Here is a 15470-nt window from a genome sequence, read left to right on the forward strand (position 1 = left end):
CAGCCCCCGCGGGAGCGGGCGCGGACCCCGGGGCGGGGCCCCGTCGCCGTACCGACCGGGTGCCACTACCCACGACGACCGGGGGGAACACGGCGGAAACCGGGCCGATTCGGCCAAGCGCGACGGGGGCGGCCCCCGAAGGAGCCGCCCCCGCCGTCACGGCCGACAAGCGCCGGGCGCCTGGCCCGTGCCCGGCCGTGGTGCCGTCAGGCGCGTCCGCCGAGCATGTCCTCGACCCGGGCGCGGATGTCGTCCGTCGCCAGGCCGCGGATCGTCAGCGTCGTCCGGCGGCGCAGCACGTCGTCGGCGGTCTCGGCCCACTCCTGGTCCCGGGCGTAGGCGACCTGCGCCCAGATCTCGGGGGCGTCCGGGTGGATCCGCTCGGCGAGCCGCGGGTCCTCGCTCGCCAGCCGGGCGATGTCGAAGGAGAGCGAGCCGTAGTGCGTGGCCAGGTGGCGGGCGGTGTCGCCCGCCATGCGCGGTCCGGGCGTCCCGCCGTCGACCAGCAGCCGGTGGGCGACCGCGTTGGGGTTGGCGATGCCCGGCAGCGGCAGCTTCTTGGGCAGCTGGGAGATCGGTTCCATCTCCTCGCCCAGCGGGCGCCCGGGCAGCGACGCCAGCTTGTTCATCACCGTACGGCCGATGTGGCGGAAGGTCGTCCACTTGCCGCCCGCGACGGACAGCATCCCGCCGCGTCCCTCGGTGACGACCGTCTCGCGCTTGGCCTTGGAGGTGTCGCCGGGGCCGCCCGGCAGCACCCGGAGTCCCGCGAAGGAGTAGGTGATCAGGTCCCGGGACAGCTGCTGGTCGCGGATGGAGAAGGCGGCCTCGTCCAGGATCTGGGCGATGTCCTTCTCGTTGACCGCGACCTCGCCCGGGTCGCCCTCGTACTCCTCGTCGGTGGTGCCGAGCAGCAGCATGTCCTCCCAGGGGAGGGCGAAGGTGATGCGGTACTTGTCGATGGGCGTCGCCAGCGCGGCCCGCCACGGCGAGGTGCGCTTGAGGACCAGGTGCGCGCCCTTGGACAGGCGGATGGAGGGGGCCGCGTTCGGGTCCTCCATCCGGCGCAGGTGGTCGACCCACGGCCCGGTGGCGTTGAGCACCAGGCGCGCGTCCACGCCGAACTCGTCCCCGCTGACCCGGTCCTTCAGGTCCGCGCCGGTGACCCGGCCGCGGGTGGTGCGCAGGCCGGTGACCTCGGCGTGGTTGAGGACGGTGGCGCCGGCGGCGACGGCCGCCCGGACCGTCATCAGGGCCATGCGGGCGTCGTTCATCTGGTCGTCGCCGTACACGGCCACGGCCTTGAGGTTGTCGGTCCGCAGCTCCGGCACGTCCTGGGCGGCCTTGGCGGGGCTCAGGAGGTGGCCGACGCCGTCGCCGAAGGCGGAGAGCGCCGAGTACGCGAAGACGCCCGCGCCGAGCTTGGCGGCGCCGTGCGGGCCGCCCTTGTAGACCGGCAGGTAGAAGGTGAGCGGGTTCGCCAGGTGCGGGGCGACCTGGCGGGAGACCGCACGGCGCTCGAAGTGGTTCTCCGCCACCAGCTTCACGGCACCGGTCTGGAGGTAGCGCAGACCGCCGTGGAGCAGCTTGGAGGAGGCGGAGGAGGTGGCGCCGGCGAAGTCGCCGGCGTCCACCAGGGCCACCCGCAGCCCGGACTGCGCGGCGTGCCAGGCCGTGGAGATGCCCAGGATGCCGCCGCCGATCACCAGGAGGTCGTAGGTGGCCTTGGAGAGCTGTTCCCGCGTCTGGGCACGGCTCGGCAGGGAACCGGCAGCCGGGTGCGTCCCAGGGGCGGGGACGCTCTGCAGGGTGGTCATGTCGTTCTACTCCTCGTCCTCGATCCAGCCCATGGTCCGCTGCACGGCCTTGAGCCAGTTCTTGTACTCGCTGTCACGCTTGTCGGCGTCCATGCGGGGGGTCCACTCGGCGGCCCTGCGCCAGTTGGCGCGCAGCGCGTCGGTGTCGGGCCAGAAGCCGACGGCCAGGCCGGCGGCGTAGGCGGCGCCGAGGCAGGTCGTCTCGGCGACCATGGGGCGCACCACGGGGGCGTCCACGAAGTCCGAGAGCGTCTGCATCAGCAGGTTGTTGGAGGTCATGCCGCCGTCGACCTTGAGCGCGGTCAGTTCGACGCCGGAGTCCTTGGTCATGGCGTCGGTGATCTCGCGGGTCTGCCAGGCGGTGGCCTCGAGAACGGCGCGCGCGATGTGCGCCTTGGTGACGTACCGGGTGAGGCCGGCGATCACACCGCGGGCGTCGGAGCGCCAGTACGGGGCGAACAGGCCGGAGAAGGCCGGCACGAAGTAGGCGCCGCCGTTGTCCTCGACCGAGGAGGCGAGGGTCTCGATCTCGGCGGCGGAGTTGATCAGGCCCATCTGGTCGCGCATCCACTGCACCAGGGAGCCGGTGACGGCGATGGAGCCCTCCAGCGCGTACGCCGGGGCCGCGTCGCCGATCTTGTAGCCGACGGTGGTGATGAGGCCCGAGTACGAGTTGATGATCTTCTCGCCGGTGTTCATCAGCAGGAAGGTGCCGGTGCCGTACGTCGACTTGGCCTCGCCCTCCGAGAAGCAGGTCTGGCCGAACAGGGCGGCCTGCTGGTCGCCGAGGGCGGAGGCGACCGGCACCCCGTCCAGGACGCCGCCCTTGACGTGGCCGTAGACCTCGGCGGAGGAGCGGATCTCCGGCAGCACCGCCGTCGGGATCTCCATGGAGCTGAGGATCTTGTCGTCCCACTCCATGGAGTGGAGGTTCATCAGCATGGTGCGGGAGGCGTTGGTGACGTCGGTGACGTGGTGGCCGCCGTCGGTGCCGCCCGTGAGGTTCCAGATGACCCAGGAGTCCATGGTGCCGAAGAGGATGTCGCCGGCCTCGGCGCGCTCGCGCAGGCCCTCGACGTTGTCCAGCATCCAGCGGATCTTCGGGCCGGCGAAGTAGGAGGCCAGCGGCAGGCCCGTCTCGCGGCGGAAGCGGTCCTGGCCGACATTGCGGCCGAGCTCGCGGCACAGGGCGTCGGTGCGGGTGTCCTGCCACACGATGGCGTTGTGGACGGGCTCGCCGGTGTTCTTGTCCCAGAGCAGCGTGGTCTCGCGCTGGTTGGTGATGCCGATGGCCTTGACGTCGGCGGCGGTGATGCCGGCCTTCTCGATGGCCCCGGCGACGACCTCCTGGACGTTGGTCCAGATCTCGGCGGCGTCGTGCTCCACCCAGCCCGGCTTGGGGAAGATCTGCTCGTGCTCCTTCTGGTCGACGGAGACGATGCGCCCGTCGCGGTCGAAGACGATGCAGCGGCTGGAGGTGGTGCCCTGGTCGATGGCCGCGATGAAGGGGCCGGTGGTGTGTGCGTCGGTCACGGTTGCTCCCGTAAGTGGTGAGAAGGACGGCTCAGGCGAACGCGAGGGAGTAGATACCCGCGGCGAGGGCTCCACCGATCAGCGGGCCGGCGACGGGGATCCAGGCGTAGCTCCAGTCGGAGCCGCCCTTGTTGGGCAGCGGGAGCAGGGCGTGCACGATCCGGGGTCCGAGGTCGCGCGCCGGGTTGATGGCGTAACCGGTCGGGCCGCCGAGCGAGAGGCCGATGCCGACCACAACGAACGCGGTGATCAGGGCGCCGAGGGTGCCCAGGCCCTTGCCGCTGTCGTTGAGGCCCTGGGTGAGGACCGCGAGCACCAGCACGACGGTGCCGATGATCTCGGTGGCCAGGTTCTGCCAGACGCTGCGGATCTCCGGGCCCGTCGAGAAGACGCCCAGCACCGGGCCGGCCGTGTTCTTGCTGTCGTGCGGCCCCTCGATGGCCTTGTCCGCCGGGTCGCCGACGATCTCGGGGTCGGTGAGGTGCGCGCGGAACTGCCCGTAGTAGGCGAGCCACACCAGCGTCGCGCCGATCATGGCGCCGAGTATCTGGCCCGCGAAGTAGACCGGGACGTTGCCCCAGTCCCCGTCCTTGATCGCGATACCGACCGTGACGGCGGGGTTCAGATGCGCGCCGGACAGGGAAGCCGTCATGTACACGGCGGTCATGACCGCGAAGCCCCACCCGAAGGTGATGGCGAGCCAGCCGGCGTTCTGGGCCTTCGAGCGCTTGAGTACGACGGCGGCGACCACGCCGCCGCCGAGCAGGATGAGTACGGCGGTCCCGATGACCTCGCCGATGAAGATGTCGGAGCTGGACACCCGCGACTCCTTTGTCCTTCGTCCAGGGGAAGGCGAACCTCCGGGTCCCTCCGGTGGTCCGCGCCCTCGGTGTGGGCGTTGACCGGCCTCCTGGCGTTGTCACACTCTAGCGCGTATTGCCGGTAGGTGTTCGACAATGCCGACCGATGAACGGCAGTTTTGTCCGCGGGTAAGCACGCGGTCAAGAGTTCTGTTGGCCGAAATGCGTTCGTTACCGATGATGCGCCCGTGCGGTCAGAAACGCCCCGCGCCCAGGTCGCGGGAGACCGCGCGGGCGCAGTCCCGCACCGCCGCGACCAGCTCCTGCCGCAGCTCCCCGCCGTCGCACACCCGCTCCACCGCGCCCGTGATGGCCACCGCCCCCACCGGCATCCGGCGCCGGTCGTGGATGGGCGCCGCCACCGACGCCACCCCCGCCCAGGTCTCCTCCACGTCCGCCGCCCAGCCCCGGGCCCTGGTCAGGTCCAGGAGCGCCTCGAAGTCCTCCTCGGCAGTCACGGTGCGCGGGGTGAACGCCTCCCGCTCCACCTCCAGCGCCTCCGTGTGCGCCACCGGGTCGTACGCCGACAGCACCTTGCCCAGGGCCGTGGAGTGCAGCGGCTGCATGGCGCCCACCTCCAGCACCTGGCGGCTGTCGTCGGGCCGGAAGACGTGGTGCACGACCAGGACGCCGTGCTGGTGCAGCACACCCAGGTGGACGCTCTCCCCGCTGGAACGCGCCAGGTCGTCCGTCCACACCAGGGCCCGCGCCCGCAGCTCGTGCACGTCGAGGTAGCTGTTGCCCAGGCGCAGCAGCTCGGCGCCCAGCTGGTAGCGGCCCGACGCCGCGTCCTGCTCCACGAAACCCTCGGCCTGGAGGGTGCGCAGGATGCCGTGCGCCGTGCCCTTCGCCAGCTCCAGCGACGACGCGATGTCCGACAGTCCGAGACGGCGCTCCCCGCCGGCGAGCAGTCGCAGCATCGCCGCCGCCCGCTCCAGCGACTGGATGTTCTTCGGCATCGCCCGGCCCTTCTCCCACAGTTCGACAATGCTGAACACTATCGGTCGTTGCCGACCGGGGGCCACATCGACAGCACGCCCCGCGACCCCGCGCCGCACCACGGCGCCGCCCCAGCATGCCGTCCACGACCTGGGACAAGATGTCCGCCCCGAGTGGTACGCGGTTACTCTGGCCCGGTGCGCCCCTCCTCAGCCGGGCGCAAAGCCGACAGCCGTCGCATCCCAGGGAGCACATCCATGGCCTCGTCGCCTACCCCCTCCTCCGGCAACACCACCGGCAGCACCGACCTCGCCCGCAGCCGGGCCCGCGCCGCCGCTCTGCGTGAGGCGTTGGCTTCGCGTGTGGTGGTGGCTGATGGGGCGATGGGGACGATGTTGCAGGCGCAGGATCCGTCGCTGGAGGACTTTCAGCAGCTGGAGGGCTGCAACGAGGTTCTGAATGTGACGCGGCCGGACATTGTGCGGTCGGTGCATGAGGCGTACTTCGCGGTGGGTGTGGACTGTGTGGAGACCAACACCTTCGGCACGAATTATGCTGCGCTGGCGGAGTACGACATCGCCGAGCGGGTGTTCGAGCTGGCGGAGGCGGGTGCGCGGATCGCGCGGGAGGTCGCCGACGAGTACAGCGCCTCCTCGGGCCGGCAGCGCTGGGTGCTGGGCTCGATGGGTCCGGGGACGAAGCTGCCGACGCTGGGGCACGCCCCGTATGTGACGCTGCGGGATGCGTATCAGCAGAACGCGGAGGGGATGATCACCGGTGGTGCGGACGCGCTGCTGGTGGAGACCACCCAGGATCTGCTGCAGACGAAGGCGGCGGTGCTGGGCGCCCGGCGCGGCATGGACGCCCTGGGTATCGATCTGCCGCTGATCGTGTCGGTGACGGTGGAGACGACGGGGACGATGCTGCTGGGCTCGGAGATCGGTGCGGCGCTGACCGCGCTGGAGCCGCTGGGTATCGACATGATCGGGCTGAACTGCGCGACCGGCCCGGCGGAGATGAGCGAGCACCTGCGCTATCTGGCCCGCCACTCCCGCATCCCGCTGTCGTGCATGCCGAACGCGGGGTTGCCGGTGCTGGGCAAGGACGGTGCGCACTATCCGCTGACCGCTGGGGAGCTGGCGGATGCGCAGGAAGCGTTTGTGCGGGATTACGGGCTGTCGCTGGTGGGCGGCTGCTGCGGGACGACGCCGGAGCATCTGCGGCAGGTGGTGGAGCGGGTCCAGGGGCTGGCTCCGGCCGTGCGGGATCCGCGTCCGGAGCCGGGGGCGGCGTCGTTGTATCAGACGGTGCCCTTCAGGCAGGACACCGCCTATATGGCGATCGGTGAGCGGACGAACGCGAACGGGTCGAAGAAGTTCCGGGAGGCGATGCTGGAGGGCCGCTGGGACGACTGTGTGGAGATGGCCCGCGATCAGATCCGTGAGGGCGCTCACATGCTGGATCTGTGTGTGGACTATGTCGGCCGGGACGGTGTGGCGGACATGGCGGAGCTGGCGGGCCGGTTCGCCACCGCCTCGACGCTGCCGATCGTGCTGGACTCCACGGAGGTGGAGGTGATCCGGGCGGGGCTGGAGAAGCTCGGCGGCCGCGCGGTGATCAACTCCGTCAACTACGAGGACGGTGACGGGCCGGAGTCCCGGTTCGCGAAGGTCACCCGGCTGGCCCAGGAACACGGCGCCGCGCTGATCGCTTTGACGATCGATGAGGAGGGTCAGGCCCGCACGGTGGAGACGAAGGTCGCGATCGCCGAGCGGCTGATCGCGGACCTGACCGGGAACTGGGGTATCCACGAGTCGGACATCCTCATCGACACCCTGACCTTCACCATCTGCACGGGTCAGGAGGAGTCCCGCAAGGACGGCATCGCCACGATCGAGGCGATCCGGGAGCTGAAGCGCCGTCACCCCGACGTCCAGACCACGCTGGGCCTGTCGAACATTTCCTTCGGCCTGAACCCGGCGGCCCGGATTCTGTTGAACTCGGTGTTCCTGGACGAGTGTGTGAAGGCGGGCCTGGATTCGGCGATCGTGCATGCGAGCAAGATTCTGCCGATTGCCCGGTTCGACGAGGAGCAGGTGACCACTGCTCTGGATCTGATTTATGACCGGCGTGCTGAGGGGTATGACCCGCTGCAGAAGCTGATGGCGTTGTTCGAGGGGGCGACGGCGAAGTCGCTGAAGGCGGGCAAGGCGGAGGAGCTGGCGGCGTTGCCGCTGGAGGAGCGGCTGAAGCGGCGCATCATCGACGGCGAGCGCAACGGCCTGGAGGCCGACCTCGATGAGGCGTTGGTGGAGCGGCCGGCGCTGGACATTGTCAACGACACCCTGCTGGAGGGGATGAAGGTCGTTGGTGAGTTGTTCGGGTCGGGGCAGATGCAGTTGCCGTTCGTGTTGCAGTCGGCCGAGGTGATGAAGACGGCGGTGGCTCATCTGGAGCCGCACATGGAGAAGTCGGACGACGAGGGCAAGGGCACGATCGTGCTGGCCACGGTGCGTGGGGACGTCCATGACATCGGGAAGAACCTGGTCGACATCATCCTGTCGAACAACGGCTACAACGTGGTCAACCTCGGGATCAAGCAGCCGGTGTCGGCGATCCTGGAAGCCGCCGACGAACACAAGGCCGACGTCATCGGCATGTCCGGCCTCCTCGTCAAATCCACCGTCATCATGAAAGAGAACCTCGAAGAGCTCAACCAGCGCGGCCTGGCCGCCGACTACCCCGTCATCCTCGGCGGCGCCGCCCTCACCCGCGCCTACGTCGAGCAGGACCTGCACGAGATCTACGAGGGCGAAGTCCGCTACGCCCGCGACGCGTTCGAGGGCCTGCGCCTGATGGACGCCCTCATCGCCGTCAAACGCGGCGTCCCCGGCGCCACCCTCCCCGAGCTCAAGCAGCGGCGGGTGCGCGCCACCGCGACCGCCGTGGTGGACGAGCCGGAGCCCGAGGAGGGCGTGCGCTCCGACGTCGCCACCGACAACCCGGTGCCCGCCCCGCCGTTCTGGGGCACCCGGGTCGTCAAGGGCATCCAGCTCAAGGAGTACGCCTCCTGGCTCGACGAAGGCGCCCTGTTCAAGGGCCAGTGGGGCCTCAAGCAGGCCCGCGCCGGCGACGGCCCCACGTACGAGGAGCTGGTCGAGACCGAGGGCCGGCCCCGGCTGCGCGGCTGGCTGGACCAGCTCCACACGCAGAACCTGCTGGAGGCGGCCGTCGTCTACGGCTACTTCCCGTGCGTCTCCAAGGGCGACGACCTGATCCTGCTGGACGAGCGCGGCAACGAGCGCACCCGCTTCTCCTTCCCGCGCCAGCGCCGCGGCCGGCGCCTGTGCCTGGCGGACTTCTTCCGCCCCGAGGAGTCCGGCGAGACCGATGTCGTCGGCCTCCAGGTCGTCACCGTCGGCTCCCGCATCGGCGAGGCCACCGCCGAACTCTTCGCCGCCGACTCCTACCGCGACTACCTCGAACTGCACGGCCTGTCCGTCCAGCTCGCCGAGGCCCTCGCCGAGTACTGGCACGCACGCGTGCGGGCGGAGCTCGGCTTCGGCGGCGAGGACCCCGCGGACGTGGAGGACATGTTCGCGCTGAAGTACCGGGGTGCCCGCTTCTCCCTCGGGTACGGCGCCTGCCCGAACCTGGAGGACCGGGCCAAGATCGCCGACCTGCTGGAGCCCGAGCGGATCGGCGTCCAGCTCTCCGAGGAGTTCCAGCTCCACCCCGAGCAGTCCACCGACGCCATCGTCATCCACCACCCCGAGGCCAAGTACTTCAACGCGCGGTGACCGGGGACGCGACGTACACTGGTCGGTCCAGTGCAGGCCGGTCGCTCTCCCACCGGAGGTACCGGGCCGTCCCGACAGGGGCGGCCCGGGGGACTTCCCTCCGGGAGAGCGGTCGGCCTTCTCGTCCCTCATGGAGGTGTGCCGGATGACCAGTACGGTCCCCGCGTCCTTGACCCGCACGGCCGAGGGCTCCGCCCTGCAGGCGGTCTTCCTCGACATGGACGGCACCCTCGTGGACACCGAGGGCTTCTGGTGGGACGCGGAGGTCGAGGTCTTCGCCGACCTGGGCCACGCCCTGGACGAGTCGTGGCGCGACGTGGTGGTCGGCGGGCCCATGACCCGCAGCGCGGGCTACCTGATCGAGGCCACCGGCGCCGACATCACCCTCCCCGAGCTCACCGTCCTGCTGAACGACCGCTTCGAGCAGCGCATCGGCCGGGGCGTGCCCCTCATGCCCGGCGCCGAGCGGCTGCTCGCCGAGCTGGCCGCGCACAACGTGCCCACCGCGCTGGTCTCCGCCTCGCACCGCCGGATCATCGACCGGGTGCTGGAGTCCCTGGGGCGCGACCGCTTCACGCTCACCGTCGCGGGCGACGAGGTGGCCCGTACGAAGCCGCACCCCGACCCGTACCTCGTGGCCGCGCGCGGGGTGGGCGCCGAGCCCGGCAGATGCGCCGTCATCGAGGACACCGCCACCGGGGTGGCCGCCGCCGAGGCGGCGGGCTGCCGGGTCGTCGCCGTACCGTCCGTGGCGCCCATCGCGCCCGCCGACGGCAGGGTCGTGGTCCGGTCCCTGGAGGACGTCGATCTGCGCTTCCTGCGCACCCTGATCACCCGGCTGAACTGATCGCGCACCCGGCGCCCCGCCGCGACGGCGGTCCGGTGGGGGGACCGGGCGCCGGACCGCATGTTTCCTGCCGTTCGCGGACGGGCGGCTCCACGCCCCCGACGTGAGCTTGGTCACTCAGCGTGTCCTGAGCCGCATGGCCGGAAAGGCCCGCATGCCCGGAACGCCGGGCATGGGCCCTGTCCATGTGTCCTGTTTCCGTAACCGGTGTACGAATCATTCCGCCGCATAGAGTTCGACACCGGCGCATTACTGATCACTGTCCGGCACGGGCCCAACTCGGCCCCGTGCCCGCGCGTGTGGCGCCGCCTACTAATCTCTTGCCGAGAACTTCGCCGCAGTTTCCGCGTCTCCCGTCCGGCCCACCAGGCCCACGGAAGCACAGGATCGATCGCTCTGTATCCCGGCCCGGTCGCTCCGCCCCGACCGGGCGGAAGCGGCGGAGTGTCCGTACCCCGCCGTACCCCGTGCCGGATGAGGAGAACGTCCAGAATGAACCGCAAGACCTTGGTGCTGCCGGCCGTGCTCGGCCTGCTCGCCCCCGTACTCGTCGCCTGTGGCGGCTCGGGCGGCGGCTCCGGCGGCGACGCCATCGTCGTGGGGACCACGGACCAGTTCACCGCCGGCAAGGACGCCACCGCCCCGTTCGACCCCGCCTACGCCTACGACACCGGCGTCTGGAACGTCCTGCGGCAGACCGTCCAGACCCTGATGCGCGTACCGCGCGGCGGCGGCGCCCCGGTGCCCGACGCGGCCTCCCGGTGCGGCTTCACCGACCGGGCCAGCGAGCGCTACCGCTGCACCCTCCGCGAGGGCCTCACCTTCGCCGACGGCACCCCCGTCACCGCCAAGGACGTGAAGTTCTCCATCGAGCGGGCGCTCGCCATCAAGTCCGACAACGGTGCCGCGGGCCTCCTGGCGAGCATCGACACCATCGAGACCAAGGGCGAGGGCGAGATCGTCTTCCACCTGAAGACGCCCGACGCCACCTTCCCGTACAAGCTCTCCACGCCCGTCGCCGGCATCGTCAGCAGCGAGAAGTACGACGCCAAGAAGCTCCGCGACGGTTTCCAGGTCGACGGCTCCGGCCCGTACACCATGAAGGCCGCCGTCGACGGCGACCGGGTGACCGAGGTCGTCTTCACCCGGAACTCCCGCTACCAGGGCGACATCAAGCTCCGCAACGACAAGGTCGTGCTGCGGTCCTTCGAGGACGCCGGCGCGATGGGCGAGGCCCTGGAGGCCGGGGACATCGACATGATGACCCGGACCATGTCGCCCGAGCAGATCAAGGACCTCAACGAGAACCCCAAGCCGGACATCAAGGTCACCGAGGTGCCCGGCCTGGAGATCCGCTACCTCGGCTTCAACACCGAGGCCCCGTCCGTCAAGGACAAGGCGGTCCGCCAGGCCATGGCCGCCGTCGTCGACCGCAGCCGGCTGGCCGGTTCGGTGTACGGCACCAGCGCCACCCCGCTGTACTCGCTGATCCCCTCCAGCATCGCGGCGCACACCAACTCCTTCCTCGACACCTACGGCGAGCCCAGCGCCACCAATGCGGCGGGCATCCTCCGCGAGGCCGGCATCACCACCCCGGTCAAGCTGACGCTGCACTACACCACCGACCACTACGGCGCCGGCACCGCCCAGGAGTTCACCACCCTGCGCGACCAGCTGAACGCCACCAAGCTGTTCGACGTCACCGTCAAGGGCACCAAGTGGTCCGAGTTCCGGCCCGCCCAGAAGCGCGGCGACTACGCGGTGTACGGCCTCGGCTGGTTCCCCGACTTCCCGGACCCCGACAACTACGTCGCGCCGTTCCTCGACGCGGACAACTTCCTCAACACCCCTTACGTCAACAGCGCCACGCGCAGCCGGCTTCTTCCGGAGTCGCGCCGCGCGGCCGACCGCAACGCCGCCTCGTCCGCCTTCGCGCAGATCCAGGACATCGTCGCCACCGACGTGCCGGTGCTGCCGCTGTGGCAGGGCAAGCAGTACGTCGCCGCACGCGACGACCTGACCGGTGTCGAATGGGCGCTGAACACCTCCTCGGACCTCCAGCTCTGGGAGCTCTCCCGAGGTATCGCCTGACCCTGCTGTACCCGGCCGCGCACACGGGCTCGGCCGGCGATGAGATCCCGAGGCAAGGTTCCTGTGAAGGCACACAACAAGTGGCTGACGGCCCCGCTGGCGGCGGGGCTGGCCGCCGCACTGCTCAGCGGCTGCGGTGACGACGAGAGCGGCGAGGCCGGTGGCTCCGGCGGCTCGGTGGTCGTCGGCATGTCCGACGAGGTCCTGGCGACCGACCCCGCCGCCGGTTACGACCCGGGCTCGTGGCTGCTGTTCAACAACGTCTTCCAGTCCCTGATGAGCTTCCCCAAGGGCGCCTCGACGCCCCAGCCGGAGGCGGCCGAGAAGTGCGGCTTCGAGGCGGGCGGCAGCAAGGTCTACCGCTGCACCCTGCGCGAGGGGCTGAAGTTCAGCAACGGCAACCCCCTCACCGCCGAGGACGTCAAGTTCTCCTTCGAGCGGGCGCTGAAGATCGACGACCCGGCCGGCCCGGCGCCGCTGCTGGCCTCGATCGACAAGATCGACACCCCGGACGACCGGACGGTCGTCTTCTCCCTGAAGATCCCCGACGCCACCTTCCCGAGCAAGATAGCCTCGGGCGCCGGCTCCATCGTGGACCACCGCGAGTACAAGGACGGTGCGCTGCGCGAGGACGGCCAGGCCGTCGGCTCCGGCCCGTACAAGCTGGACTCCTTCCAGAAGGGCGAGGCGGTCTTCTCGCCCAACCCCGAGTACCGGGGCACCGTCGAGGTCAAGAACGCCGGCGTGACGCTGAAGTTCTTCCACGGCGACCGCAAGGCGCTCGCCACCGCCCTCCAGAAGGGCGAGGTGGACGTCGCCTACCGTGGCCTCGCCGCCTCCGAGATCGCCTCCATCCAGGACGCCGCCACGTCCTCCGAGCGCGAGATCGAGGTCATCGAGGGGTCGAGCGCCGAGGTGCAGCACCTGGTGTTCAACGTCGACGACCCGGTCGTCGGCAAGCTCGGCGTGCGCAAGGCCATCGCGTACCTGGTCGACCGGGACGCCATCGTCAGCAACGTCCACCGGGCGACCGCCAGCCCGCTGTACTCGATCATCCCGGCGGGCATCGCGGGCCACAACACCGCCTTCGTCAACGAGTACGGCGACAAGCCGCAGCGCGACAAGGCCGAGCAGGCCCTGCGCTCCGCCGGAGTCGACGGCAAGCTGAAGCTCACCCTGTGGTCGACGCCCAGCCGTTACGGCCCCGCCACCGACGAGGAGCTGACGGCCATCGCCAAGCAGCTCAACGACAGCGGCCTGTTCGAGGCCACCGTCAAGTCCGTCGAGTTCGGGCAGTACGAGAAGGACATCAAGGCCGGCAAGTACGGCGTGTACGTGAAGGGCTGGGTCCCCGACTACCCGGACCCGGACAACTTCACCCAGCCGTTCTTCGGCAAGGACAACGTCCTCAACAACAACTACGAGAACAGCAAGATCACCGGCACCCTGGTCCCGCGCACCGCGGCCACCGCCGACCGGACCGCCACCGAGGAGGACTACGGCACCCTCCAGGACCTGGTCGCCAAGGACCTGCCGATCCTCCCGCTGTGGCAGGGCAAGCAGTACGCGGTCGCCCGCGACGGCATCACCGGCCTGGAGTGGACCCTGGACGCCTCGACGGTCTTCCGCTTCTGGGAGATCAAGAAGAGCTGACGCCACCCGCGCGCGGACGAGGAGCGGGGTGCCCGGCCGATGCCGGGCACCCCGCTCCTTCCCGTTTCCGCGGGCGGAACCGCCGGCGACCTCGCGGGCGGCAGCCGCGCGGCCACCCGGACACGGTCACCCGGACACGGTCGCCGGGGACGCGGTCACTGGGCGCCGGGGCGCACCAGTCCGCTCTCGTACGCGTACACCGCCGCCTGCACCCGGTCCCGCAGGCCCAGCTTGGTGAGCACGTGCCCCACATGGGTCTTGACCGTCGTCTCGCTGACGAACAGATCGGCGGCGATCTCCGCGTTGGACAGCCCCCGCGCCACCAGCTTCAGCACCTCGACCTCACGGTCCGTCAGGGTGTTCAGCGCGTCGGGCACCGGCTCCTCGCCGGACGGCAGGTGGTCCGCGTACTTGTCGAGCAGCCGCCGGGTGATGCTCGGCGCCAGCATCGCCTCGCCCGCCGCCACCACCCGGATGGCCTGCACCAGCTCATGGGCCGGCGCGTCCTTCAGCAGGAAGCCGCTGGCACCCGCGCGCAGCGCCTCCACCACGTACTCGTCGAGGTCGAACGTGGTCAGCACCAGCACCTTCGCCGGGCCGTCCCGGCCGGGGCCGGTGATCTGCCGCGTCGCCTCCACCCCGTCCATCCGGGGCATCCGGATGTCCATCAGGACCACATCGGGCTGCAGCGCCCGCACCTGGTCGAGCGCCTGGAGGCCGTCCCCGGCCTCCCCGACGACCGCGATGTCCTGCTCCGCCTCCAGAATCATCCGGAAGCCGGTGCGCAGCAGCGGCTGGTCGTCGACCAGTAGGACGCGGATAGCCACAGGTACTCCTCCAAGGCTCAGCTGACCGGGCCCATTCTGCCCTGACCGCCCGGCCCCGACTCCGCCGGTGCCCCGGCCGCCGGTCCCGCCCCCGACTCCGCCGGTGCCCCGGCCGCCGGCTCCGCCGCCGCCTCCGGCCGCTGCGCCGGGACCACCGGCAGCGGATACACCGGGGGAGTGCCGCCGAACTCCGGGCACACCGCCTGGTGGTCGCACCACCCGCACAGCTTCGTCGGGCGGGGCCGCCAGTCACCCGTCGCGGTGGCGTGCGCGATCGCGTCCCACAGCGCCCGCAGCTTGCGCTCCACCCGCAGCAGGTCCGCCTCCACCGGGTCGTACGTCAGGACGTCCCCGCTGCCCAGGTACACCAGCTGGAGCCGGCGCGGCACCACACCCTTCAGCCGCCAGACCACCAGGGCGTAGAACGTCATCTGGAACAGCGCGCCCTCGCTGTACTCCGGGCGCGGGGCCTTGCCCGTCTTGTAGTCGACGATCCGCACCTCGCCCGTCGGCGCCACGTCCACCCGGTCGATCACGCCCCGCAGCCGCAGCCCCGAGTCCAGCTCGGTCTCCACGAACAGCTCCCGCTCGGCCGGCTCCAGCCGCGTCGGGTCCTCCAGCGTGAACCAGCGCTCCACCAGCCGCTCCGCCTCGGCCAGCCACCCCGCCAGCCGCTCCCCGCCGTCGTCGCCCCCGAACAGCTCCGCCAGCTCGGGCCGCGCCTCCAGCAGCCGCGCCCACTGCCCCGGCACCATGGCCCTCGCCCGCGGAGCCGTCCGCTCCGCCGCCGGGTCGTCGAACAGCCGCTCCAGCACCGCGTGCACCAGCGTCCCGCGGGTGGCCGCCGCGCTCGGCTTCTCGGGCAGCTTGTCGATCACCCGGAACCGGTACAGCAGGGGGCACTGCATGAAGTCGCTCGCTCGCGACGGCGACAGCGACACCGGCGGGCGCGGCCCCCGCTCCGCCGCCGCGGCGGCCGGGGCGACCGCCCCGGCGGACACGCCCACCGCCCCGGCGGACGGGGGCGCGGCGTCGGACGGGGTCGGGGAGCTGGACGGGCTCGTGGTCATGCTTCAGAACCCTACGGCCCGCCACTGACACCG

10 protein-coding genes are annotated in these 15470 nt (G+C 70.8%); 4 read left to right on the plus strand and 6 right to left on the minus strand.

Features of this window, described 5'->3' with window-relative positions; genetic code table 11:
* Positions 1 to 206 precede the first annotated feature (206 nt).
* The 4 genes from ACF08D_RS26430 to ACF08D_RS26445 all read right to left on the minus strand — a co-directional run bounded on the left by ACF08D_RS26430 (position 207) and on the right by ACF08D_RS26445 (position 5169).
* Positions 207 to 1817, minus strand: coding sequence for an FAD-dependent oxidoreductase (locus tag ACF08D_RS26430; RefSeq protein WP_392225890.1), 1611 nt, complete (start codon positions 1815 to 1817; stop codon positions 207 to 209).
* A 6-nt stretch (positions 1818 to 1823) separates the two neighbouring features.
* A complete protein-coding gene (gene glpK / locus ACF08D_RS26435; protein WP_392225892.1) occupies positions 1824 to 3350 on the minus strand; it encodes a glycerol kinase GlpK in 1527 nt (508 codons plus the stop codon).
* A gap of 31 nt (positions 3351 to 3381) precedes the next feature.
* A complete protein-coding gene (locus ACF08D_RS26440) occupies positions 3382 to 4170 on the minus strand; it encodes an MIP/aquaporin family protein (RefSeq protein WP_392225894.1) in 789 nt (262 codons plus the stop codon).
* Positions 4171 to 4404: 234 nt separating this feature from the next.
* The gene (locus tag ACF08D_RS26445; protein WP_392226362.1) at positions 4405 to 5169 is read right to left on the minus strand and encodes an IclR family transcriptional regulator; all 765 of its coding nucleotides are present in this window, start codon (positions 5167 to 5169) and stop codon (positions 4405 to 4407) included.
* A gap of 237 nt (positions 5170 to 5406) precedes the next feature.
* Here ACF08D_RS26445 and metH point away from each other — a divergent pair, with 237 nt between their 5' ends.
* From metH to ACF08D_RS26465, 4 genes are all read left to right on the plus strand, one after another.
* The gene (gene metH, locus ACF08D_RS26450) at positions 5407 to 8949 is read left to right on the plus strand and encodes a methionine synthase (protein WP_392225896.1); all 3543 of its coding nucleotides are present in this window, start codon (positions 5407 to 5409) and stop codon (positions 8947 to 8949) included.
* Positions 8950 to 9094: 145 nt separating this feature from the next.
* Positions 9095 to 9796 carry an HAD family hydrolase gene (locus ACF08D_RS26455; protein WP_392225898.1) on the plus strand — a complete coding sequence of 234 codons (702 nt, stop codon included), beginning with the start codon at positions 9095 to 9097 and terminating at the stop codon, positions 9794 to 9796.
* A 492-nt stretch (positions 9797 to 10288) separates the two neighbouring features.
* Entirely contained in the window at positions 10289 to 11887 is a 1599-nt protein-coding gene (locus tag ACF08D_RS26460; RefSeq protein ID WP_392225899.1) for an ABC transporter substrate-binding protein, read from the plus strand.
* 63 nt (positions 11888 to 11950) lie between these two features.
* A complete protein-coding gene (locus tag ACF08D_RS26465) occupies positions 11951 to 13540 on the plus strand; it encodes an ABC transporter substrate-binding protein (RefSeq protein ID WP_392225901.1) in 1590 nt (529 codons plus the stop codon).
* A gap of 155 nt (positions 13541 to 13695) precedes the next feature.
* Here the strand turns inward: ACF08D_RS26465 and ACF08D_RS26470 are convergent, their stop codons facing one another.
* Both ACF08D_RS26470 and ACF08D_RS26475 read right to left on the minus strand, forming a co-directional pair.
* Positions 13696 to 14367, minus strand: coding sequence for a response regulator (locus tag ACF08D_RS26470; RefSeq protein WP_392225902.1), 672 nt, complete (start codon positions 14365 to 14367; stop codon positions 13696 to 13698).
* A gap of 17 nt (positions 14368 to 14384) precedes the next feature.
* Positions 14385 to 15437 carry a RecB family exonuclease gene (locus ACF08D_RS26475; RefSeq protein WP_392225904.1) on the minus strand — a complete coding sequence of 351 codons (1053 nt, stop codon included), beginning with the start codon at positions 15435 to 15437 and terminating at the stop codon, positions 14385 to 14387.
* Positions 15438 to 15470: the final 33 nt, after the last annotated feature.

It is taken from the genome of Streptomyces sp. NPDC015131 (assembly GCF_043079975.1).
Taxonomy (GTDB): Bacteria; Actinomycetota; Actinomycetes; order Streptomycetales; family Streptomycetaceae; genus Streptomyces.

What these genes read in the sequence shown, in the direction of transcription:
- ACF08D_RS26475 (WP_392225904.1), bottom strand. Translation starts at nt 15,437, where the DNA reads ATGACCACGAGCCCGTCCAGCTCCCCGACCCCGTCCGACGCCGCGCCC.
- ACF08D_RS26445 (WP_392226362.1), bottom strand. Translation starts at nt 5,169, where the DNA reads ATGCCGAAGAACATCCAGTCGCTGGAGCGGGCGGCGGCGATGCTGCGA.
- ACF08D_RS26460 (WP_392225899.1), top strand. Translation starts at nt 10,289, where the DNA reads ATGAACCGCAAGACCTTGGTGCTGCCGGCCGTGCTCGGCCTGCTCGCC.
- ACF08D_RS26430 (WP_392225890.1), bottom strand. Translation starts at nt 1,817, where the DNA reads ATGACCACCCTGCAGAGCGTCCCCGCCCCTGGGACGCACCCGGCTGCC.
- ACF08D_RS26455 (WP_392225898.1), top strand. Translation starts at nt 9,095, where the DNA reads ATGACCAGTACGGTCCCCGCGTCCTTGACCCGCACGGCCGAGGGCTCC.
- metH (WP_392225896.1), top strand. Translation starts at nt 5,407, where the DNA reads ATGGCCTCGTCGCCTACCCCCTCCTCCGGCAACACCACCGGCAGCACC.